The 20,827-nt window shown below is 61.3% G+C and carries 16 protein-coding genes and 3 tRNA genes; all 19 read left to right on the top strand.

Annotated features, from left to right (window positions below):
• Positions 1-3: 3 nt before the first annotated feature.
• The 19 genes from leuB to AC1MDC_RS18260 all read left to right on the top strand — a co-directional run bounded on the left by leuB (position 4) and on the right by AC1MDC_RS18260 (position 20,826).
• A complete protein-coding gene (gene leuB, locus AC1MDC_RS18170) occupies positions 4-1,086 on the top strand; it encodes a 3-isopropylmalate dehydrogenase (protein ID WP_085701267.1) in 1,083 nt (360 codons plus the stop codon).
• Positions 1,087-1,152: 66 nt separating this feature from the next.
• Positions 1,153-2,265, top strand: coding sequence for an aspartate-semialdehyde dehydrogenase (gene asd / locus AC1MDC_RS18175; RefSeq protein ID WP_011333354.1), 1,113 nt, complete (start codon positions 1,153-1,155; stop codon positions 2,263-2,265).
• A gap of 194 nt (positions 2,266-2,459) precedes the next feature.
• Positions 2,460-3,470 carry an aspartate-semialdehyde dehydrogenase gene (locus tag AC1MDC_RS18180; RefSeq protein WP_480393447.1) on the top strand — a complete coding sequence of 337 codons (1,011 nt, stop codon included), beginning with the start codon at positions 2,460-2,462 and terminating at the stop codon, positions 3,468-3,470.
• Positions 3,471-3,679: 209 nt separating this feature from the next.
• Positions 3,680-6,340, top strand: coding sequence for a motility hub landmark protein FimV (locus AC1MDC_RS18185; RefSeq protein ID WP_480393448.1), 2,661 nt, complete (start codon positions 3,680-3,682; stop codon positions 6,338-6,340).
• A 150-nt stretch (positions 6,341-6,490) separates the two neighbouring features.
• Complete coding sequence (gene truA / locus AC1MDC_RS18190) at positions 6,491-7,315, top strand: tRNA pseudouridine(38-40) synthase TruA (protein WP_085701264.1); 825 nt, start codon at positions 6,491-6,493, stop codon at positions 7,313-7,315.
• A gap of 64 nt (positions 7,316-7,379) precedes the next feature.
• A complete protein-coding gene (locus AC1MDC_RS18195; RefSeq protein WP_085701263.1) occupies positions 7,380-7,994 on the top strand; it encodes a phosphoribosylanthranilate isomerase in 615 nt (204 codons plus the stop codon).
• Between the two features lie 192 nt (positions 7,995-8,186).
• Positions 8,187-9,107, top strand: coding sequence for an acetyl-CoA carboxylase, carboxyltransferase subunit beta (gene accD / locus AC1MDC_RS18200; protein ID WP_085701262.1), 921 nt, complete (start codon positions 8,187-8,189; stop codon positions 9,105-9,107).
• A complete protein-coding gene (gene folC, locus AC1MDC_RS18205) occupies positions 9,104-10,411 on the top strand; it encodes a bifunctional tetrahydrofolate synthase/dihydrofolate synthase (protein WP_480393449.1) in 1,308 nt (435 codons plus the stop codon). Before accD ends, folC begins: the two co-directional genes overlap by 4 nt.
• Positions 10,395-11,063 (top strand): SPOR domain-containing protein, encoded by a 669-nt coding sequence (locus tag AC1MDC_RS18210; RefSeq protein ID WP_480393450.1) that lies wholly within the window; start codon positions 10,395-10,397, stop codon positions 11,061-11,063. The genes folC and AC1MDC_RS18210 overlap by 17 nt, the downstream gene beginning before the upstream one ends.
• A 98-nt stretch (positions 11,064-11,161) precedes the next feature.
• Complete coding sequence (locus AC1MDC_RS18215) at positions 11,162-11,722, top strand: CvpA family protein (RefSeq protein WP_085701259.1); 561 nt, start codon at positions 11,162-11,164, stop codon at positions 11,720-11,722.
• A 41-nt stretch (positions 11,723-11,763) separates the two neighbouring features.
• Positions 11,764-13,269, top strand: coding sequence for an amidophosphoribosyltransferase (gene purF, locus AC1MDC_RS18220; protein ID WP_007956466.1), 1,506 nt, complete (start codon positions 11,764-11,766; stop codon positions 13,267-13,269).
• Positions 13,270-13,350: 81 nt separating this feature from the next.
• On the top strand, positions 13,351-14,562 hold the full coding sequence (locus tag AC1MDC_RS18225; RefSeq protein ID WP_085701258.1) for an O-succinylhomoserine sulfhydrylase: 1,212 nt from the start codon (positions 13,351-13,353) through the stop codon (positions 14,560-14,562).
• Complete coding sequence (locus AC1MDC_RS18230) at positions 14,559-15,335, top strand: SDR family oxidoreductase (protein ID WP_085701257.1); 777 nt, start codon at positions 14,559-14,561, stop codon at positions 15,333-15,335. Before AC1MDC_RS18225 ends, AC1MDC_RS18230 begins: the two co-directional genes overlap by 4 nt.
• A gap of 90 nt (positions 15,336-15,425) precedes the next feature.
• A tRNA-Val gene (locus AC1MDC_RS18235) sits at positions 15,426-15,501 on the top strand.
• Positions 15,502-15,556: 55 nt separating this feature from the next.
• Positions 15,557-15,633, top strand: a tRNA-Asp gene (locus tag AC1MDC_RS18240).
• Between the two features lie 93 nt (positions 15,634-15,726).
• Positions 15,727-15,803 (top strand) — tRNA-Asp (locus AC1MDC_RS18245).
• 421 nt (positions 15,804-16,224) lie between these two features.
• Positions 16,225-19,056 (top strand): xanthine dehydrogenase family protein molybdopterin-binding subunit, encoded by a 2,832-nt coding sequence (locus tag AC1MDC_RS18250; RefSeq protein ID WP_227235079.1) that lies wholly within the window; start codon positions 16,225-16,227, stop codon positions 19,054-19,056.
• Positions 19,049-19,588 carry a (2Fe-2S)-binding protein gene (locus tag AC1MDC_RS18255; RefSeq protein ID WP_007956473.1) on the top strand — a complete coding sequence of 180 codons (540 nt, stop codon included), beginning with the start codon at positions 19,049-19,051 and terminating at the stop codon, positions 19,586-19,588. The genes AC1MDC_RS18250 and AC1MDC_RS18255 overlap by 8 nt, the downstream gene beginning before the upstream one ends.
• Before the next feature lie 2 nt (positions 19,589-19,590).
• Complete coding sequence (locus AC1MDC_RS18260) at positions 19,591-20,826, top strand: c-type cytochrome (protein ID WP_480393451.1); 1,236 nt, start codon at positions 19,591-19,593, stop codon at positions 20,824-20,826.
• Position 20,827 lies beyond the last annotated feature (1 nt).

Here is a 20,827-nt window from a genome sequence, read left to right on the forward strand (position 1 = left end):
AGCATGAGCAAGCAGATTCTGATTCTCCCAGGCGACGGTATTGGTCCGGAAATCATGGCCGAAGCGGTCAAGGTGCTGGAGCTGGCCAACGACAAGTACAGCCTGGGTTTCGAGCTGAGCCATGACGTGATCGGTGGCGCCGCCATCGACAAGCATGGCGTGCCGCTGGCCGACGAAACGCTCGATCGCGCTCGCGCTGCCGATGCCGTGCTGCTGGGCGCCGTGGGCGGCCCGAAATGGGACACCATCGAACGTGACATCCGCCCTGAGCGCGGCCTGCTGAAAATCCGTGCGCAACTGGGCCTGTTCGGCAACCTGCGTCCGGCGATCCTTTACCCGCAACTGGCTGACGCTTCGAGCCTGAAGCCGGAAATCGTTTCCGGCCTGGACATCCTGATCGTCCGTGAGCTGACCGGCGGCATCTATTTCGGTGCGCCGCGCGGCACTCGCACCCTGGAAAACGGCGAGCGCCAGTCCTACGACACGCTGCCGTACAGCGAAAGCGAAATCCGCCGCATCGCCCGTGTCGGTTTCGACATGGCCATGGTCCGCGGCAAGAAGCTGTGCTCGGTGGACAAGGCCAACGTGCTGGCGTCCAGCCAGTTGTGGCGTGAAGTGGTCGAGCAGGTGGCCAAGGATTACCCTGAAGTCGAACTGAGTCACATGTACGTCGACAACGCCGCCATGCAACTGGTGCGGGCACCGAAGCAGTTCGACGTGATCGTCACCGACAACATGTTCGGCGACATTCTGTCCGACGAAGCGTCGATGCTCACCGGCTCCATCGGCATGCTGCCGTCGGCCTCGCTGGACGCCAACAACAAGGGCATGTACGAGCCTTGCCACGGTTCGGCACCGGACATCGCCGGCCAAGGCATCGCCAACCCGCTGGCGACCATCCTGTCGGTGTCGATGATGCTGCGTTACAGCTTCAATCTGCACGAAGCGGCGGATGCCATCGAGAAAGCGGTCAGCGTGGTGCTGGATCAAGGCCTGCGCACCGGCGACATCTTTTCGACCGGTTGCACTAAAGTCGGTACGCAGGAAATGGGTGACGCAGTAGTCGCCGCGCTGCGGAATCTGTAATCTCTCGGGCCCGCTGCGAAATTCAATACAAAGCAGCGGCCCACTTTTCAAGAAGGTGTAGTTGCGATGAAACGTGTAGGTCTGATCGGTTGGCGCGGCATGGTCGGTTCCGTGCTCATGCAGCGGATGCTGGAAGAGCAGGATTTCGATCTTATCGAGCCGGTGTTTTTCACCACTTCCAATGTCGGTGGCCAAGGCCCGTCCGTGGGCAAGGACATTGCTCCGCTCAAGGACGCTTACAGCATTGAAGAGCTGAAGACCCTCGACGTGATCCTGACCTGCCAGGGCGGCGACTACACCAGCGAAGTATTCCCCAAGCTGCGCGAAGCCGGCTGGCAGGGTTACTGGATCGACGCGGCCTCGAGCCTGCGGATGAACGACGACGCCGTCATCATCCTCGACCCGGTCAACCGCAAGGTCATCGACCAGCAGCTCGACGCGGGCACCAAGAACTACATCGGCGGCAACTGCACCGTCAGCCTGATGCTGATGGGCCTGGGCGGCTTGTTCGAGGCCGGTCTGGTCGAGTGGATGAGCGCCATGACCTATCAGGCGGCCTCGGGTGCCGGCGCGCAGAACATGCGTGAACTGATCAAGCAGATGGGGGCGACCCACGCCGCTGTCGCCGATCAACTGGCCGATCCGGCCAGCGCGATTCTCGACATCGACCGTCGTGTGGCCGAAGCCATGCGCAGCGACGCATACCCGACCGAAAACTTCGGCGTGCCGCTGGCCGGCAGCCTGATCCCTTGGATCGACAAGGAACTGCCGAATGGCCAGAGCCGTGAAGAGTGGAAGGCCCAGGCCGAAACCAACAAGATCCTCGGCCGCTTCAAGAGTCCGATCCCGGTCGACGGCATCTGCGTGCGCATCGGCGCCATGCGTTGCCACAGCCAGGCGCTGACCATCAAGCTGAACAAGGATGTGCCGATCGCCGACATCGAAGGGTTGATCAGCCAGCACAACCCTTGGGTCAAGCTGGTACCGAACAACCGTGAAATCAGCATGCAGGAGCTGAGCCCGACGAAAGTCACCGGCACGCTGAACGTACCGGTCGGTCGTCTGCGCAAGCTGAACATGGGTTCGCAATTCGTCGGTGCCTTCACCGTCGGCGACCAACTGCTGTGGGGCGCTGCCGAACCGCTGCGCCGCATGCTGCGGATCCTGCTGGAGCGTTGATCGCTTGACGCAATGAAAGAACCCGCGCCTTGCAAGAGGCGCGGGTTTTTTTGTACCTGTTGATCGTTCCCACGCTCTGTGTGGGAAATGCAGCCATGGACGCTCCGCGTCCGCTCTTCGCGGCGGGCGCGAATTGCCTGTGTGCGACTCACCCGGTAAAGTGCCGCTCCCCCCGTTTCGCCAGAGGTAGCAACATGACCCAGACCCTTGATATTGCCGTGATCGGCGCCACCGGTACTGTCGGCGAAACGCTTGTGCAGATTCTCGAAGAGCGCGACTTCCCGGTTGGCACACTGCATCTGTTGGCCAGCAGCGAATCGGCTGGCAGCTCAGTGTCGTATCGTGGCAAGAACGTGCGGGTGCGTGAGGTCGATGAGTTCGACTTCGCCAAGGTCAAACTGGTTTTCTTTACCGCGGGGCCTGCGGTCACCCTGAGTTACGCGGCTCGCGCTCATGCCGCGGGTTGTTCACTGATCGATCTGTCCGGTGCCTTGCCGGCCGACCAGGCCCCGCAAGTGGTGCCGGAAGCCAATGTCGAGGTGTTGGCCGGTCTGAAAGCGCCGTTTCAGGTCAGCAGCCCGAGCCCTTCGGCCACTGCGCTGGCCGTGGTGCTGGCGCCATTGCGCGAGCTGATCGAGCTGCAATACGTGCGTGTCACCGCCAGTCTGGCCATTTCCGCTCAGGGGCGCGAAGCAGTCTCCGAGCTGGCGCGCCAGACCGCTGAACTGTTGAATCTGCGTCCGCTGGAGCCGAAATTCTTTGATCGGCAGGTGGCATTCAACGTACTGGCCCAGGTCGGTACGCCGGATGCGCAAGGCCATACGCTGCTGGAAAAGCGCCTGGTGCGCGAACTGCGTCAGGTGCTGGCGCAGCCTTCTTTAAAGATTTCCGCGACTTGCATTCAAGCCCCGGTGTTTTTTGGCGATAGCTTTAGCGTGACCTTGCAGTCAGCGAGCGCGGTCGACCTGGAAAAGGTCAATGCTGCGCTTGAAGATGCCGAGGGTATCGAGCTGGTCGAGGCCGGCGATTATCCGACTGCTGTCGGTGATGCGGTCGGGCAGGACGTGGTCTATGTCGGGCGGGTGCGCGCCGGTGTCGACGAGCCGTCGGAACTTAATCTGTGGCTGACGTCAGATAACGTACGCAAGGGTGCGGCCCTCAACGCCGTGCAGGTCGCCGAGTTGTTGATAAAAGACCTGCTGTAAAAGATACTTGGCAACAATTTGTCGACTGATTCTAGGCGAGCGCTATGCTTGCCCCGAGCACTCGATGACGTGTCACCCTCCGGGACTTTCCGGGGCATCAAAGAAATGATCGCGCGCGGCATGCTGTCGTCGTCGCGCGCAATGCCTTACGGCAGCGACAATCAACATCTTCTCGCTGGCCGAGGAACGTTCAAACAAAGGAAGAGGCTATGGTTCAAGTTCGCAAACTGGTGTTAGCAATAGCGGCCGCCTCGGCGCTGTCCTCCGGTATGGCGCATGCCCTCGGGCTCGGGGAGCTGACCCTGAAGTCGACCCTGAACCAGCCGCTGGTGGCGGAAATCGAGCTGCTCGATGTCAAGGATCTGACCGCTGCCGAAGTGGTGCCGAGCCTGGCCTCGCCGGAAGATTTTGCCAAGGCCGGCGTCGATCGCCAGGCCTTCCTCAATGATCTGACCTTCACCCCGGTGCTCAACGCCAGCGGCAAAAGCGTGCTGCGCGTAACGTCGAGCAAGCCGCTGTCGGAACCGATGGTGAAATTCCTCGTGCAGGTGATGTGGCCAAACGGCCGTCTGCTGCGTGACTACAGCGTCCTGCTGGATCCGTCGAAGTTCTCGCCGCAGACCGCTGATGCTGCCGCTCAACCAGCGCCAGCGCAAACCATCACCGCACCGACCACCGGTGCCACGCATTCGACCCACACCACCACGCCGCGCGACACCCTGTGGGAAATCGCCGCCAAGGCGCGCACCGGCGGTTCGGTGCAGCAGACCATGCTGGCGATCCAGGCCCTGAATCCGGACGCGTTCATCGACGGCAACATCAACCGCCTGAAAACCGGCCAGGTGCTGCGTCTGCCGGATCAGGTGCAAAGCACTGCGCTACCGCAATCCAAGGCGATTGCCGAAGTGGCCGCGCAGAACGAAGCCTGGCGTCAGGGCCGTCGTTATGTGGCCAGACCGGGCACCGGTCAGCAGCAGCTCGATGCGACCAATCGTGGGCGCGCCAATACCGGCGCTGCGCAAAACACCAAGGACAACCTGAGCCTGGTGTCCGCCGAAAGCGCCAAGGCGCGTGGCAAGGGGCCGGCCGGCGATGCCAAGGCCCTGAGCAACAAACTGGCGGTGACCCAGGAAAGTCTCGACACCACCCGTCGCGACAACGAAGAACTGAAAAGCCGCATGGCCGATCTGCAAAGTCAGTTGGACAAGCTGCAGCGCCTGATCGAGCTGAAGAACAATCAACTGGCGAAAATGCAGGCCGAAGGCTCGGGCGCTGCCCCAGCCGGCGCTGCCACTGCGCCAGTGGTGCCGGCGATCACCGCGGAACTGGCTGCCACGCCGCCGGCAACTCCGGCAGAGGCTGCTCCGGCCGCGCCTGTGCCTGAGGCTGCTGCTCCGGCCCCGGTCGAGCCGGTTGTCGAGCCTGTGGTTGAAACCGCGCCCGCCGCCGATGACGAGAAGAACTTCAATGAACTGCTGACCAATCCGATCCTGTTGGGTCTGGTTGGTGGCGGTGCAGTGGTTCTGCTGCTCCTGCTGTTGCTGCTGGCGCGTCGCCGCAAGGCGCAACAGGAAGCCGAAAAGCACTTGCGTATGGCCCGTGCTCTGGAGGAGCAATCCTTCTCCCAGGACCTCGACCTGCCGGAAAGCAGCTTCGAAGGTCTGGAAGTACCAGCCGCCAGCGTCAAGCTGACCCCGGCTCCGGCTCCGGCTCCGGCTCCGGCTCCGGCTCCGGCACCTGCTGCCGCTGCCGTGGTTGCTCCGGTGGTGATGGCCGAGCCGATCGCCGCGCCGTTGGTGGCGCCGGCTGCCGAGCGTTCCGACGACGTGCTGGACAAGGCGCAGTCGCACATCGACGGCGGTCGCCTGAACCAGGCCGCCGCGTTGCTGGAGGAGGGCGTGAGCCTGGAGCCGCAGCGCAGCGATCTGCGTCTGAAACTGATGGAAGTTTACGGTCGCCAGGGTGATCGCGATGGCTTCGTCGGTCAGGAGCGCCAACTGGTTGCCAATGGCGACAACTTCGCCAAGGTCGAAGAGCTGAAAAGCCGCTTCCCGGCCATGGCGGTCGTCGCGGCCAGCGGCCTGGCAGCAGCGGCCATTGCTGCCGAGCTGGACGCGGAATACGTCAAGGAGCTGTTGCTCGATGAGCCTGAAGCGCCTGCTGCGGCAGATAACGAACTGGACAGCGCTTTCGACCTGAGCCTCGACGATCTCGACAACATCACGCCGGTAGAACCTGTGGCTGCTGTCGAGCCGGAAGCGCCGGTCGAGCTGGACGCATTCCCGACTGACGACGACCTGAGCTTCGAGTCGGTTCTGCAACAGCAGACCGACATCAAGGAAAATCTCGACGACCTGTCGGACTTCGACCTGGATCTGGACCTCGGTGCCGATCCTGCGCCTGCGCCGGTCGAGCTGGCGGACGATGATTTCCTGCTGGATCTGGACGAAGGCGTGAAGGATCTGCCGCTGGTCGACACCCCGGCCGTGGCCGACGTGCCGCAGGACGATCTGGAACTGCCAGCCGATTTCGACCTGTCTCTGGCTGACGAAATGGACGCGGCGCCTGCCGAGCCGGATGCGTTCGCCGCCGAACTGGACGACGTCAACGCCGAGCTGGATCGCCTGTCGAGTAGCATCAACGAGCCAAGCTTCACCGAAGCTGATGCCGCGTTGGGCGATGATCTGGGTGAGGATGACTTCGACTTCCTGTCCGGCACCGACGAAGCCGCTACCAAACTCGATCTGGCTCAGGCCTACATCGACATGGGCGACAACGACGGTGCGCGGGATATCCTCAATGAAGTCATCAGCGAGGGTAACGACAAGCAGAAGAGCGAAGCGAGCGAAATGCTCTCGCATCTGGCCTGAGTCGGCATTCAGCACTAAACAAAACGGCAGCCCATGAAGCTGCCGTTTTTGTTTGGGTCTGGTTTCCCCGTCCCGCCGCCTTATAATGCCCGCCTTTGTAGATCAGCAGGCTGTACCGACTTGGCAAACATAGATAACCCGGCCGCCGAAATGGCCCCCGAAGGCTTTTTCCGCGTCGCGCTGGGCGTTGAATACAAGGGCTCGCGCTACAGCGGCTGGCAGCGCCAGTCCACCGGTGTGCTCACCGTGCAGGAAACCCTGGAAAACGCCCTGTCGAAGGTCGCCGATTCGCCGATCTCGCTGCAATGCGCCGGGCGCACTGACGCCGGTGTGCATGCCTGCGGGCAAGTGGTGCATTTCGATACCCGGGTCGACCGCTCGCTGAAGGCCTGGGTCATGGGCGCCAACATCAATCTGCCCCACGACATCAGCGTCAGTTGGGCGAAGGTCATGCCGGCGCATTTCCATGCGCGATTCAAGGCAATTGCCCGACGCTATCGCTACGTGATCTACAACGATCAGATCCGCCCGGCGCATCTCAACGAAGAAATCACCTGGAATCACCGTCCGCTGGACGTCGAACGCATGGCCGAAGCCGCGCAGTACCTGATCGGTACCCATGATTTCAGTGCCTTCCGTGCTGGCCAGTGCCAGGCCAAGTCGCCGATCAAGAAGATGCATCACTTGCGCGTGACCCGTCACGGCAAAATGATCGTTCTGGATATCCGCGCCAACGCGTTCCTGCACCACATGGTGCGCAACATCGCCGGCGTGCTGATGACCATCGGTGCGGGCGAGCGGCCGGTGGAGTGGATGAAAGAAGTGCTGGAGAGTCGCGAGCGGCGTTCCGGCGGCGTCACGGCGCATCCGTTCGGTCTGTATCTGGTGCAGGTCGAGTACCACGACGAGTTCCCGTTGCCCGAGCGTTTCATCGGGCCACATTTCCTTACGGGTTTCTCGGAACTTGACGGCTGACGCCCTCGAACGCATTTGTTACCATCCGGGACTTTCTCGGATTTGCCTTGGGGTTTTTATCGACATGTCAGCCGTTCGCAGCAAGATTTGCGGGATTACCCGCATGGAAGATGCGTTGGCAGCCGTCGAGGCCGGGGCCGATGCCATCGGTTTTGTGTTCTACGCCAAAAGTCCCCGGGCGGTGACCGTGCAGCAGGCGCGGGCGATCATCGCCGCCTTGCCGCCGTTCGTGACCACCGTCGGGCTGTTCGTCAATGCCAGCCGCTGCGAGCTTGGGGAAATCCTCGATGCCGTGCCGCTGGATCTGCTGCAGTTCCACGGCGACGAAACCGCTGCCGAGTGTGAAGGCTGGCACCGGCCGTACATCAAGGCCTTGCGGGTCAAGGCGGGCGATGACATTGCCGCCGCCTGCGATGCCTACCCGAGTGCCAGCGGCGTGCTGCTCGACACTTATGTCGAAGGCGTGCCCGGCGGAACCGGCGAAGCGTTTGACTGGTCATTGATTCCGCAAGGCTTGAGCAAGCCGTTGATTCTGGCCGGCGGCCTGACGCCGGAGAACGTCGCCGATGCGGTCGCCCGGGTGCGGCCGTATGCGGTGGATGTCAGCGGCGGGGTAGAGGCGAGCAAGGGCATCAAGGATCACGCAAAGATTCGTGCATTCATCAACGCCGTACGCTGATGTGACGGCTGGCAGACTGCCGCCGTCCACAGCTCTGTAGAAAAGAGGCTGAGGGTCTTTTCGGGGTGTACGCAGGTCAGTTCCGCTGACCCGGCAGCCCGGACGATCATCGCCACACATGAATTTAGCTGAAGGGCATACGCGGGGCCGCGAACCAGAGCGTTCGGGCCGCCGGTACTGGAGAAAGAAAGCATGAGCAACTGGTTGGTAGACAAGCTGATCCCTTCGATCATGCGTTCCGAGGTCAAGAAGAGCTCGGTGCCTGAAGGTCTGTGGCACAAATGCCCGTCCTGCGAGGCCGTGCTGTATCGTCCGGAGCTGGAAAAGACCCTGGACGTTTGCCCTAAATGCAACCACCACATGCGCATCGGGGCACGCGCGCGCATCGACATCTTCCTGGATGCAGAAGGTCGTGTTGAGCTGGGTGCCGACCTGGAGCCGGTTGACCGTCTGAAATTTCGTGACGGCAAGAAGTACAAGGATCGCCTGACTGCTGCGCAGAAGCAGACCGGCGAGAAAGACGCGCTGGTTTCCATGAGCGGTACCCTGCTGGGCATGCCTGTCGTGGTTTCGGCGTTCGAATTCAGCTTCATGGGCGGTTCCATGGGCGCCATCGTCGGTGAGCGCTTTGTACGCGCCGCCAACTACGCGCTGGAAAACCGTTGCCCGATGGTCTGCTTTTCCGCCTCCGGTGGTGCGCGGATGCAGGAAGCCCTGATCTCTTTGATGCAGATGGCCAAGACGTCGGCTGTGCTGGCGCGTCTGCGTGAAGAAGGCATCCCGTTCATCTCCGTGCTGACCGACCCTGTCTACGGCGGCGTTTCCGCCAGTCTGGCGATGCTGGGTGACGTGATTGTCGGCGAGCCAAAGGCTCTGATCGGCTTCGCCGGCCCGCGCGTAATCGAGCAGACCGTGCGTGAAAAACTGCCGGAAGGCTTCCAGCGCAGCGAATTCCTGCTGGAACACGGTGCAATCGACCTGATCATCGACCGTCGCGAGCTGCGTCCGCGTCTGGGCAACCTGTTGGCGCAGCTGACTGGTCAGCCTACGCCGACATTTGTCGCTGCTCCTGTTGAGCCGATCGTCGTTCCGCCGGTGCCTGCCAACGTATGACCGAGCGCACCCTTGGCGAGTGGCTCGCCTACCTCGAACAGTTGCATCCATCGGCCATCGACATGGGGCTGGAGCGTTCGCAACAGGTAGCGTCCCGCATGGGACTGGGCCAGCCGGCGCCACGGGTGATTACGGTCACTGGCACCAACGGCAAGGGTTCGACCTGCGCTTTCATGGCTTCATTGCTGCGGGCGCAGGGCCTCAACGTCGGTGTCTACAATTCTCCGCACCTGTTGCGTTACAACGAGCGGGTGCAGCTCAATGGCGTCGAAGCCACTGATGCGCAGTTGTGCGAAGCCTTCGCAGCGGTCGAGGCGGGGCGCGGCGACACTTCCCTGACTTACTTCGAAATGGGCACCTTGGCGGCGTTCTGGCTGTTTCAACAGGCCGGGCTCGACGCGGTGGTGCTGGAAGTCGGGCTGGGCGGGCGCCTGGACACGGTCAACGTGGTCGATGCCGATATCGCGCTGGTCACCAGCATTGGCGTCGATCATGCCGATTACCTGGGCAATACCCGCGAATCCGTGGCTTTCGAGAAGGCCGGTATTTTCCGTCAGGGCAAACCCGCGCTGTGCGGCGATCTGAATCCTCCACAACCCCTGCTGGACAAGGCGCGCGAGCTGGCTTGCCCGTTCTTCCTGCGCGGGCGCGATTTCGATCTGGGTATCACGGATCAGTTCTGGCAATGGCGCGGCACCGATGCTGAGGGGCGGCTCGTCGAGCTGCACGATTTGCCTTTGCTCGATCTGCCGATGGAGAACGCCGCGCTGGCGTTGCAGGCTTATCTGCTGCTCGGTTTGCCATGGAATGCCGGGCAGATTGTTGCGGCGTTGCAGGCGACTCGCGTGGTCGGTCGTCTTGATCGTCGTTCGTTCGAATGGAATGGCAAGCGTCTGAATCTGCTGCTGGACGTTGGCCATAACCCGCATGCGGCGGAATATCTGGCGCGGCGTCTGGCTGCGCGTCCGCCGGTCGGCAAGCGTCTGGCGGTGTTCGGCCTGTTGGCGGACAAGGATCTGGACGGTGTCATCGGTGAATTGAATGCCAGCGTCCAGCATTGGGCGGTGGCGCCGTTGGATTCGCCGCGTGCGCGTCCGGTGGCCGAATTGAATGCTGCACTGCAGAACCTTGGCGCGTCGGTCACGTCTTATGACAGCGTGGCGGCCGCTTTGGAAGGGCAGTGTGCAGTGGCCACCAGCGACGACGAGATCTTGCTGTTCGGATCATTTTATTGTGTCGCCGAGGCCCTCGAATGGCTGTCTCGGCGCTCCACGGAGGAAGCGGCAAATGGCTTTGCTGGATAAAGCGTACAAGCAGCGCATGGTCGGTGCCCTGGTGCTGGTGGCGCTGGCGGTGATTTTCCTGCCGATGCTGTTTTCCCGTCAGGATGAACAGCGTCAGGTAACCGTCGAGGCACCGGCAGCGCCGCAAGCGCCTGCCGTGGCGCAAATCCAGATGGAAACCGTGGCCGTGCCCGAGCCGCAGGTTCTGCCGCAAGAGCCAGTACCAAGCGATGACGAAGTCGCCGAGCAAACGGCGCCAGCAGCGCCGATTGCTTCCGCTGCACCAGCCCCGGCTCCCGCTCCGGTAGCCAAACCGGTTGCGCCGGCTCCGGCTCCCGCTCCGGTGGTAAAACCTGCTACAGCACCTGCTCAGCCGATCGCTGCGCTTTCCACCAAGCCTGATACCACTCAAAGCCGCGTCGACGCCAATGGCCTGTCGGTGAGCTGGTCGGTGCAACTGGCCAGTCTGTCGAGTCGCGCCAGCGCCGAAAGCCTGCAGAAAACCCTGCGCAGCCAGGGCTATAACGCTTACATCCGTTCCGCCGATGGCAAGAACCGGGTGTTCGTCGGTCCGCTGATCGAGCGCGCCGAAGCCGATCGTCTGCGTGATCTTTTGAGCCGCCAGCAGAACCTGAAGGGGTTTGTGGTGCGCTTCCAGCCTGAGCGTGGCTGAAATCTATCGCCCCGATTGAAATGCACTGACATTCGCAGCTTACCGACAGCCCTGCGCTCTGCTAAAATGCGCCGCCTTATCCGTCTGTAGGCTGCACTGTGCCATTTACCTGGGTTGACTGGGCGATCGTTGCAATCATCGCCATCTCCGCTTTGATCAGTTTGAGCCGCGGCTTCGTCAAAGAAGCATTGTCGCTGGTGACCTGGATCATCGCAGGAGTTGTTGCCTGGATGTTCGGTGGCTCACTGTCCGAGTACCTCGCCGGATACATCGAAACACCGTCGGCTCGTGTGATCACGGGCTGTGCCATCATGTTTGTCGCCACACTGATCGTGGGCGCAATGATCAATTATCTTATCGGCGAGTTGGTTCGCGTCACCGGGTTGTCCGGGACCGATCGATTCCTCGGCATGGCCTTCGGCGCTGCGCGTGGCGTGTTGCTGGTGGTCGTGGCGGTCGGGCTGTTGAGCCTGGGGCCGGTACAGCAGGACGGGTGGTGGAAAGAATCACAGCTCGTGCCAAAGTTTCTATTGGTCGCAGACTGGTCCAAAAACCTGATTCTTGGGTGGAGCAGTCAGTGGCTTGCCAGCGGAATCAGCGTACCCGCTGATATTCCGTTCAAGGAACAACTCTTGCCGTCGGCCAAAACGCCTCAGTGAGTGTTGTTCAGTTCAGATCCATTAAGTAGGGGTTGCGTCGCATGTGTGGCATCGTCGGTATCGTCGGTAAGTCGAACGTCAATCAGGCGCTGTATGACGCGCTAACCGTGCTCCAGCACCGCGGCCAGGACGCTGCCGGTATCGTGACCAGCCATGATGGCCGGTTGTTCTTGCGCAAGGACAATGGCCTGGTGCGTGACGTGTTTCAGCAGCGTCACATGCAGCGCCTGGTCGGCCACATGGGTATCGGCCACGTCCGTTACCCGACTGCCGGCAGCTCGACGTCGGCCGAGGCTCAGCCGTTCTACGTCAACTCGCCATACGGCATCACCCTGGCGCACAACGGTAACCTGACCAACGTTGAACAGTTGGCCAAAGAGATCTACGAATCCGATCTGCGTCACGTCAACACCAGTTCCGACTCGGAAGTGTTGCTCAACGTGTTCGCCCATGAGCTGGCCCAGCGCGGCAAGCTGCAACCGACCGAAGAAGACGTGTTTGCCGCCGTGACCGACGTGCACAACCGTTGCGTCGGTGGTTACGCCGTCGTGGCAATGGTGACCGGTTACGGCATCGTCGGCTTCCGTGATCCGCACGGCATCCGTCCGATCGTGTTCGGCCAGCGTCACACCGACGAAGGCGTCGAGTACATGATCGCCTCCGAAAGCGTTTCGCTGGACGTGCTCGGCTTCACCCTGATTCGCGACCTGGCGCCGGGCGAAGCGGTGTACATCACTGAAGACGGCAAGCTGCACACCCGTCAATGCGCGACCAACCCGTCCCTGACCCCGTGCATCTTCGAGCACGTCTACCTGGCGCGTCCGGATTCGATCATCGACGGCGTGTCGGTCTACAAGGCCCGTCTGCGCATGGGTGAAAAGCTGGCCGAGAAGATCCTGCGCGAGCGCCCGGAGCACGACATCGACGTGGTCATCCCTATTCCGGACACCAGCCGCACTGCCGCGCTGGAGCTGGCCAACCATCTGGGCGTGAAATTCCGCGAAGGCTTCGTCAAGAACCGTTACATCGGTCGTACCTTCATCATGCCCGGCCAGGCTGCGCGCAAGAAGTCGGTACGTCAGAAGCTCAACGCCATCGAGCTGGAATTCCGCGGCAAGAACGTGATGCTGGTGGACGACTCGATCGTTCGCGGCACCACCTGCAAGCAGATCATCCAGATGGCCCGTGAAGCCGGCGCGAAAAACGTCTACTTCTGCTCGGCGGCTCCGGCCGTTCGCTTCCCGAACGTTTACGGCATCGACATGCCGAGCGCTCACGAGTTGATCGCGCACAACCGTTCGACCCAGGATGTGGCTGATCTGATCGGCGCCGACTGGCTGATCTATCAGGATCTGCCTGACTTGATCGAAGCGGTTGGTGGCGGCAAGATCAAGATCGAAAACTTCGATTGTGCAGTGTTCGACGGCAAGTACGTCACCGGCGACGTCGACGAGGCTTACCTGAACAAGATCGAACAGGCACGCAACGATGCCTCGAAGGTCAAGACCCAGGCGGTCAGTGCGATCATCGATCTGTACAACAACTGAGTTTCAACCGGCCCTTAGGGGCCGGTTTTGTATCTGGCAAAAGACTTTTTATTTATCGAGAAAAGGGCAAGGAGTGACAGCATGAGTCAGGAATGGGATGCCGGTCGGCTGGACAGCGACCTCGAAGGCGTAGCGTTCGATACCCTGGCCGTACGTGCCGGTCAGCACCGTACGCCGGAAGGCGAGCACGGTGATCCGATGTTCTTCACTTCCAGCTACGTGTTCCGTACCGCCGCTGACGCCGCCGCACGGTTTGCCGGGGAAGTGCCGGGCAACGTTTACTCGCGCTACACCAACCCGACCGTTCGCGCGTTCGAAGAGCGCATTGCGGCGCTGGAAAGCGCCGAGCAAGCGGTGGCCACGGCGACCGGCATGGCCGCGATCATGGCGGTGGTGATGAGCCTGTGCAGTGCCGGCGATCATGTGCTGGTGTCGCGCAGCGTATTCGGTTCGACCATCAGCCTGTTCGAGAAGTACTTCAAGCGTTTTGGCGTGGAAGTCGATTATGTGCCGTTGGCCGATCTGTCGGCCTGGGACGCAGCGATCAAGTCCAACACCAAATTGCTGTTCGTCGAGTCGCCGTCCAATCCGTTGGCTGAGCTGGTGGATATCACCGCGCTGTCGGAAATCGCGCACGCCAAGGGCGCGATGCTGGTGGTCGACAACTGCTTCTGCACGCCTGCCTTGCAGCAGCCGCTGAAGTTGGGCGCAGATATCGTTGTGCACTCGGCCACCAAGTTCATCGATGGCCAGGGCCGTTGCATGGGCGGCGTGGTTGCTGGTCGCAGCGAGCAGATGAAAGAAGTCGTCGGTTTCCTGAGGACGGCCGGGCCGACCCTGAGCCCGTTCAACGCCTGGATCTTCCTCAAGGGTCTGGAAACCCTGAACCTGCGGATGAAGGCGCACTGCGCCAACGCCCAGCAACTGGCTGAATGGCTGGAGCAGCAGGACGGCATCGAGAAGGTGCATTACGCCGGTCTCAAGAGCCATCCGCAACACGAGTTGGCTCGGCGTCAACAAAAAGGCTTCGGCGCAGTTGTCAGTTTTGAGGTGAAGGGTGGCAAAGAGGGCGCTTGGCGTTTCATCGATGCGACCCGTTTGATTTCGATCACCGCCAATCTCGGTGACAGCAAGACCACCATCACTCACCCGAGCACGACGTCCCACGGCCGTCTGGCGCCGCAGGAACGTGAAGCTGCCGGGATTCGTGACAGTCTTATCCGCATTGCGGTCGGTCTGGAAGACGTGGCTGACCTGCAAGCCGACCTGTCGCGCGGCCTGGCGGCGTTGTGATCGAGTTGCCTACGCCGAAGACTGGCACCCATGGCCGCGTTGCATTGGTCACGGGTGCTGCGCGCGGGATAGGTCTGGGAATCGCAGCGTGGCTGATCAGCGAAGGCTGGCAGGTGGTGCTGACGGACCTGGATCGTGCGCGGGGTTCGAAAGTGGCAAAGGTGCTGGGCGAAAACGCCTGGTTCATCGCCATGGACGTGGCGGACGAAAGTCAGGTGGCGCTCGGAGTCGCGGAAGTGCTCGGGCAGTTTGGCCGCCTGGATGCGCTGGTGTGCAATGCTGCCGTGGCCGATCCGCACAACATCACGCTGGAAAGCCTCGATCTGGCTTACTGGAATCGGGTGCTGGCAGTGAACCTCGGTGGGCCGATGTTGCTGGCCAAGCACTGCGCGCCGTATCTGCGTGCGCACAACGGGGCGATCGTCAATCTGGCCTCGACCCGTGCGGCGCAGTCGGAGCCGGATTCGGAGGCGTATGCAGCGAGCAAGGGTGGTTTGCTGGCGCTGACGCATGCGCTGGCGGTCAGTCTGGGGCCGGAGATTCGCGTCAATGCGGTCAGCCCGGGCTGGATCGATGCGCGGGACCCTTCTGCCCGACGCGCGGAACCGCTGAGCGATACCGATCATGCCCAGCATCCTGCGGGCAGGGTAGGTACGGTCGAGGACGTTGCGGCGATGGTGGCGTGGTTGCTGTCGAAGAATGCAGGGTTTGTGACCGGGCAGGAATTCGTGGTCGATGGCGGCATGACCAAGAAGATGATTTATACGGAATGAAGCAATTTCGTCTTTTTTAGAAAAACTTCAATCCTGCTATTGACTTAGGTTCGCTACCTGCGTAAATTTCGCGGCCTCGGAGATGCAAACGGGTGATTAGCTCAGCTGGGAGAGCGTCTGCCTTACAAGCAGAATGTCGGCGGTTCGATCCCGTCATCACCCACCACTCCCGAGATACTTGCGTAAGCAAGAACGTAGGCTGAAAGTGCCTGCACCGACGCGCAGCGGTAGTTCAGTCGGTTAGAATACCGGCCTGTCACGCCGGGGGTCGCGGGTTCGAGTCCCGTCCGCTGCGCCATATTTAACGAATCAGGCACTGTCTGGTTCGCGATTGAAAAGCACCGAAGCTTTCAGTCAAACGAGTTACTTGAGTTCAAGCTCAAAGCGATACGCAGCGGTAGTTCAGTCGGTTAGAATACCGGCCTGTCACGCCGGGGGTCGCGGGTTCGAGTCCCGTCCGCTGCGCCATATCTGTTTCAAGGACTACTGAACGCCTTGAGACACCGAAAGCAACCTCTGGTTGATTCGGAATCGATAGCAAAGACCCTGGTCGAAAGACCGGGGTTTTTTGTGTCTGAAATTTGACCTTTCCCACACTTCTCCTCTTTAGCCGGCGATGAACACGAACCGTGGTTCGTTCGATGCTGCCGCGCAATCTGGCCTGCGGCCACGGGCCGCTGCGCTGCAATGCCGCATTGATTTTTGATTCTTTGGTCAAATTTTTGTAACTGGTTGTTTGCTGCGAGCCCAGAAACCTTTAAAGTTAACCTTTCGGTCAGCTTTGCACTGTCATCACGCCCTTTGTTTAGCCAAAAAGGGCTTCTGCAAGACTCGAGATTCCCAGTAGATAACCAGAAGGGCGGATCCATAACCGTCCAGAGGATGATCCATGTCCAACCGTGAAATATCCCGGCGCTCGTTCCTTCAGGGCGGGCTGGTGGCGGGTGTGAGCGTTACACTCACACCGCTCAGCAGTCAGGCGCTCGGTGCCTTGATGGAAAACAGCGTGACCGTGCCGTCCGAGCAGTGGCTCGGCAACAATGGCAAGGCACGCCAGCGTAACGATGCCTTGTCCAAGGTCTGCGGCAGCAAGGTATTTGCCCGCGACATCCGTTCCAAGGACATGCCGGGCTGGCCCCAGCAGCAAGGCCACGCCATGTTGCTGAAAACCATCAAGGCCGACCGCATCTACGACGGATACGACCTGTCGTGGCTCGGCGCCGATCTGCAGCCTGATCGTATCGTTACCGCCGCCGATCTGGACAAGGACGGCATCGTGTTCCCTGAAGAGCACGCGCCGGATCCTCTACTGCCGGAAGGCAAGGTACCGATGTTCATCGGTCACCCGGTCGCGATCCTGATCTGGAACGACTTCGAGCGTTTCCGCCAGGCCAAGAACAAACTCAAATTCAATGACAAGGCAATTCGTTACGGTGCCCAAGTACCGTTCTACGAAGGCGATCCCTATGGCAGTTTCCGCTACGTGCGCGTCGGTGGCCCGACGTCGGCGGACGAGGATGAGTTCGCCAGCCTCAAGGATTCGATCCTGTTCCCGATGCTGAAAAACCGTCGTCCGGTGTGGAATTCCCAGCCGAACCTGCACGGCAACCTGACCGAGCGCGGCCTGTTTTACGCCGACCGCATGAAGAAAGAGATCGACACCCCGCCGGACAACTGGCTGGTGTTCGACGAGCGCTACAAAACCCCGTCGATCGAACCGGCCGCAATGGAACCGGACAACGGTAACGGCTGGTACGACCCGGCGACCAAGACCCTGCATTTCGTCGTCGCCACCCAATGTCCGCTGGAAACCGCTACCGAGACCGCGAAGATGATCGGGCCGTCGCGTTTCGGCCTGGCGAACCTGAACATGCACCCGGGTTACACCGTCGGTTACGGCTCCAAGGACCACAACATTTTCGTCTACTACGCGGCTCTGGCAGCGTTGTACGGCGCAGGTGTGCCGATCCGCCTGGCCAACGACCGCTACGAGCAGTTCCAGAGCGGCATCAAGCGTCACCCGTTCGACATTCGCTACCAGTTGGCAGTGGACAAGACCGATCACAGCTTCAAGATTTTCCGTGCCGAGATGAGCGTCGACGGTGGCGGCCGGATCAACTACAGCCCGTCGGTAGCGGCCGTTGGCGCCACGGCGGCGCAGTCTATCTACTACATGCCGCAGAACGACCTGCAGGTCACCGCTTACCATTCTCGCGCGGTTGAGGCGGGTTCGATGCGCGGCTACGGCACGCTGCAGAGCATGGCTTCCACCGAGATGATGGTCGACGAAATTGCCGATCGCCTTGGTGTCGACGCGATTGATCTGCGCCGCAAGAATGCGTTGCGTTCTGGGATGAAAAACACCCAGGGTGCGATCCCGGCCGGTGCGTTGCGCCTGCACGAAATTCTCGACAAGGCTTCGCTGCACGAAGTCTGGAAAAACCGCGACGCGATCAAGAAACAGCGTGAAGCGGCAGACCCGGACAACTGGTATGGCGTAGGTTTCGCCATTTGCCAGAAAGACTTCGGCACCGGTTCCGAAGCGCCGATGGCCAGCATCGAGTTCACCGCCGACGGGCGCATTTCCCTGCGGCACATCGGTATCGAGATCGGTACCGGCATGTCCACCTCGCAAGCGTTGGTGGTGGCTGACTTCCTCGGCAGCGCGGCTCACGATGTGAAGACCGGTGAAACCGAGTGGGATGAACTGCAGCTGGTGACCGCCGGCAACCCTTACATCATGAGCCAGGCCGAGCAGGACAACTTCCTGCGCAATCCGCGCTGGGTCGGCAAGCTGGCATCGGCCTCGTCCGCGACCAACTCCGCCTACTACTTCAGCCACGCTACTCGTGAAGCGGCGCGCGTGCTGTTCAACCACGGCCTGTGGCCGGCGGCGCTGGAGATCTGGCGTCAGGGCCCATACGGCGGCCAGGCCAACCCCTACGTGGTGCGCCGCGAAGATGCGCATTGGGTTGACGGCAAACTCACTGCCAACGGCATGCAGCCGCTGACCTTCGAAGAGCTGGCCAAGCGTGCTCACGAGCGCGGTCTGGTTACTGGCGCCACGGTTCACGGTTTCAACCGCTGGAGCTGGGCAGAAGCTGAATACAGCATCGACGGCGTGCGCGAACGTCTGCCGCTCGACGGTCTGGCGGTGAAATACGGTGATGGTGCGCCAAAAGCGAAAAAGGCACAGATGACCAGTGCCGGTTTCCACCTGCTGGATCGGCAGAACATCGCCTATCCGGTGGTTCAACTGAACAACGCCGCCGTGACCTACTACAGCCCGGTCGCAACGCTGGTCGAGTTGAAGGTCAACAAAGGTTCGGCAGAAGTCGAAGTGCTCAACCATCACTCGTGGCTGGAATGCGGTCGAGTACTGGTCGAAGAACTGGTGCGTGGCCAGCTCGAAGGCGGAATCGCCATGGGCATCGGTCACGCCTTGATGGAAGAGATGCCGCTGTACGAAGGCGGGCCGGGGGAGGGTGACTGGAACTTCAACCGTTATCGCCTGCCGATGGCGCGCCATGTGGCGGTGTGGAAGCAGACGTCGGAAATCCTGCCGCCGCTGTCCTCAAGCGACCCGTCCAAAGGCATTGCCGAAGTGGTGATGATCCCGGTGGTCGGTGCCATCGGTAACGCCGTGGCCCACGCCATCGGTAAACGTGTTCGCGATTTGCCAATCACTGCTGCGCGCATCAAGGAGGCCCTCAATGGCTAACCGTCCGCTTCAACTGACCCTCAACGGTCAATCCGTCGGCCCGGTGGACATCCCTGATGACCTGCCGATGATCGATTACCTGCACGAATACAAGAACCTCACCGGCTCGCGCCTGGGTTGCGGGCAAGGCATCTGTCACGCCTGCGTGGTGATCGTCGACAACCCGGACGGCACCAGCGAAGAAGTGCGCACCTGCATCACCGGCGCGCATTACTTCGAGGGCAAGAAAGTCCGCACCATCGAAGGCCACGCCAAACGTGACGAGCAAGGTCAGGTCACCGAGCTGAACCCGATCCAGCAGCGTTTCGTCGACGAATTCGCCTTCCAGTGCAGCTACTGCGCCCCAGGCTTCGTCAACGCCGCAACCGTGCTGGTGGAAAAGCTGCAACGCCAGCCGATCGTCAAAAGCAAACTGGAACAAGTCATCGAGGACAGCCTCGGCCATCACGTCTGCCGTTGCACCGGGTACGTGCGTTACTACAACGCCACCCGCAACGTGCTGACCGATCTCGGCCTGGTCAAGGAGGGTTAAGCATGAAGCAATTACTGACCCGCCTGACCCTGGCGGTCGGGCTGGCCGTGCCTGTGTTGGCGGTGCACGCGGATGATCAGGTCAAGCGCGGCGAATACCTCGCCCGCGCTGCCGACTGCATGGCTTGCCACACGGCGCCCGGCGGCGCGCCATTTGCTGGCGGCCTGCCGATCGTATCGCCGTTCGGCACGATCTATGGCACCAATATCACTCCAAGCAAGGAGCACGGCATCGGTCTTTACACCGATGAAGAGTTCTTCGCCGCGCTCACCGAAGGCAAGCGTCGTGACGGCGCCAATCTGTACCCGGCGATGCCGTATACCTCGTATCACTTGATGCCGCGTGCCGATTCGGATGCGATTCATGCGTATCTGAAAACCATCGAGCCGATTGAGCGTGCAGCGCCGGTGACGAGTCTGAGCTTTCCGTTCAACGTCCGTCCGGGCTTGATCGGCTGGAACATGATGTACGGCAAAGCCTTGAAGCTGGAACCGGCCGAAGGCAAAAGCGACGCCTGGAAACGCGGCCAGTACATGGTCGAAGTGCTCGGCCACTGCGGCGAATGCCACACACCACGCGGCCTCCCGGGCGCGATGCAGTTGGACAAGCGCCTGGCCGGCGGCATCCTCAATGGCTATCTGGCACCGAGCCTGCTGGCCACTGATCTGGCGGCGCGCGGCTGGAATCATCAAGATCTGAGCACGTTCCTCAAGCACGGCATGAGCGCCCAGGGCACGATGTTCAACGAGATGTTCCCGGTGTTCCACAACAGCACTCAGGGCCTGAATGATCCGGATCTGGCAGCGATGGCAACCTTCCTGCTCGGCGACAAGCCGCCGGCGGCAAAAGAACTGACCGAAGTGCCCCTGGAAAAACTCAGTGCCAGCGCTCAACGCGGCCGACAGGAATACTTGAACGTCTGCGCCGGCTGTCACGCGGCCGGGGGCGAGGGCAAGCCGCACATCGCGGTGGCCATGCGCGGCAACACTACGCTGCGCCTGGAAGACCCGCGCAACCTGTTGCGAGTGATCGAGGATGGTATCGGCGAACAGAAATTCGCCGGGTTCGAACACATGCAGCCAATGCCGGGTTTTGCCGACAAGCTCAGTGCCGAACAGCTGACCGATCTGCTGAACTACCTGCGCCAGGGTTGGGGTGGTCAGTCGGCCGAGTTGGCGGTCGGCGATGTGCAGAAGCTTCAGGCTGACGCCCCGTCTATCGAGCACAAGGCGCACTGAT

The sequence above is a fragment of the Pseudomonas sp. 1 genome (genome assembly GCF_056626735.1).

What these genes read in the sequence shown, in the direction of transcription:
- leuB (WP_085701267.1), top strand. Translation starts at nt 4, where the DNA reads ATGAGCAAGCAGATTCTGATTCTCCCAGGCGACGGTATTGGTCCGGAA.
- asd (WP_011333354.1), top strand. Translation starts at nt 1,153, where the DNA reads ATGAAACGTGTAGGTCTGATCGGTTGGCGCGGCATGGTCGGTTCCGTG.
- AC1MDC_RS18180 (WP_480393447.1), top strand. Translation starts at nt 2,460, where the DNA reads ATGACCCAGACCCTTGATATTGCCGTGATCGGCGCCACCGGTACTGTC.
- AC1MDC_RS18185 (WP_480393448.1), top strand. Translation starts at nt 3,680, where the DNA reads ATGGTTCAAGTTCGCAAACTGGTGTTAGCAATAGCGGCCGCCTCGGCG.
- truA (WP_085701264.1), top strand. Translation starts at nt 6,491, where the DNA reads ATGGCCCCCGAAGGCTTTTTCCGCGTCGCGCTGGGCGTTGAATACAAG.
- AC1MDC_RS18195 (WP_085701263.1), top strand. Translation starts at nt 7,380, where the DNA reads ATGTCAGCCGTTCGCAGCAAGATTTGCGGGATTACCCGCATGGAAGAT.
- accD (WP_085701262.1), top strand. Translation starts at nt 8,187, where the DNA reads ATGAGCAACTGGTTGGTAGACAAGCTGATCCCTTCGATCATGCGTTCC.
- folC (WP_480393449.1), top strand. Translation starts at nt 9,104, where the DNA reads ATGACCGAGCGCACCCTTGGCGAGTGGCTCGCCTACCTCGAACAGTTG.
- AC1MDC_RS18210 (WP_480393450.1), top strand. Translation starts at nt 10,395, where the DNA reads ATGGCTTTGCTGGATAAAGCGTACAAGCAGCGCATGGTCGGTGCCCTG.
- purF (WP_007956466.1), top strand. Translation starts at nt 11,764, where the DNA reads ATGTGTGGCATCGTCGGTATCGTCGGTAAGTCGAACGTCAATCAGGCG.
- AC1MDC_RS18225 (WP_085701258.1), top strand. Translation starts at nt 13,351, where the DNA reads ATGAGTCAGGAATGGGATGCCGGTCGGCTGGACAGCGACCTCGAAGGC.
- AC1MDC_RS18250 (WP_227235079.1), top strand. Translation starts at nt 16,225, where the DNA reads ATGTCCAACCGTGAAATATCCCGGCGCTCGTTCCTTCAGGGCGGGCTG.
- AC1MDC_RS18255 (WP_007956473.1), top strand. Translation starts at nt 19,049, where the DNA reads ATGGCTAACCGTCCGCTTCAACTGACCCTCAACGGTCAATCCGTCGGC.
- AC1MDC_RS18260 (WP_480393451.1), top strand. Translation starts at nt 19,591, where the DNA reads ATGAAGCAATTACTGACCCGCCTGACCCTGGCGGTCGGGCTGGCCGTG.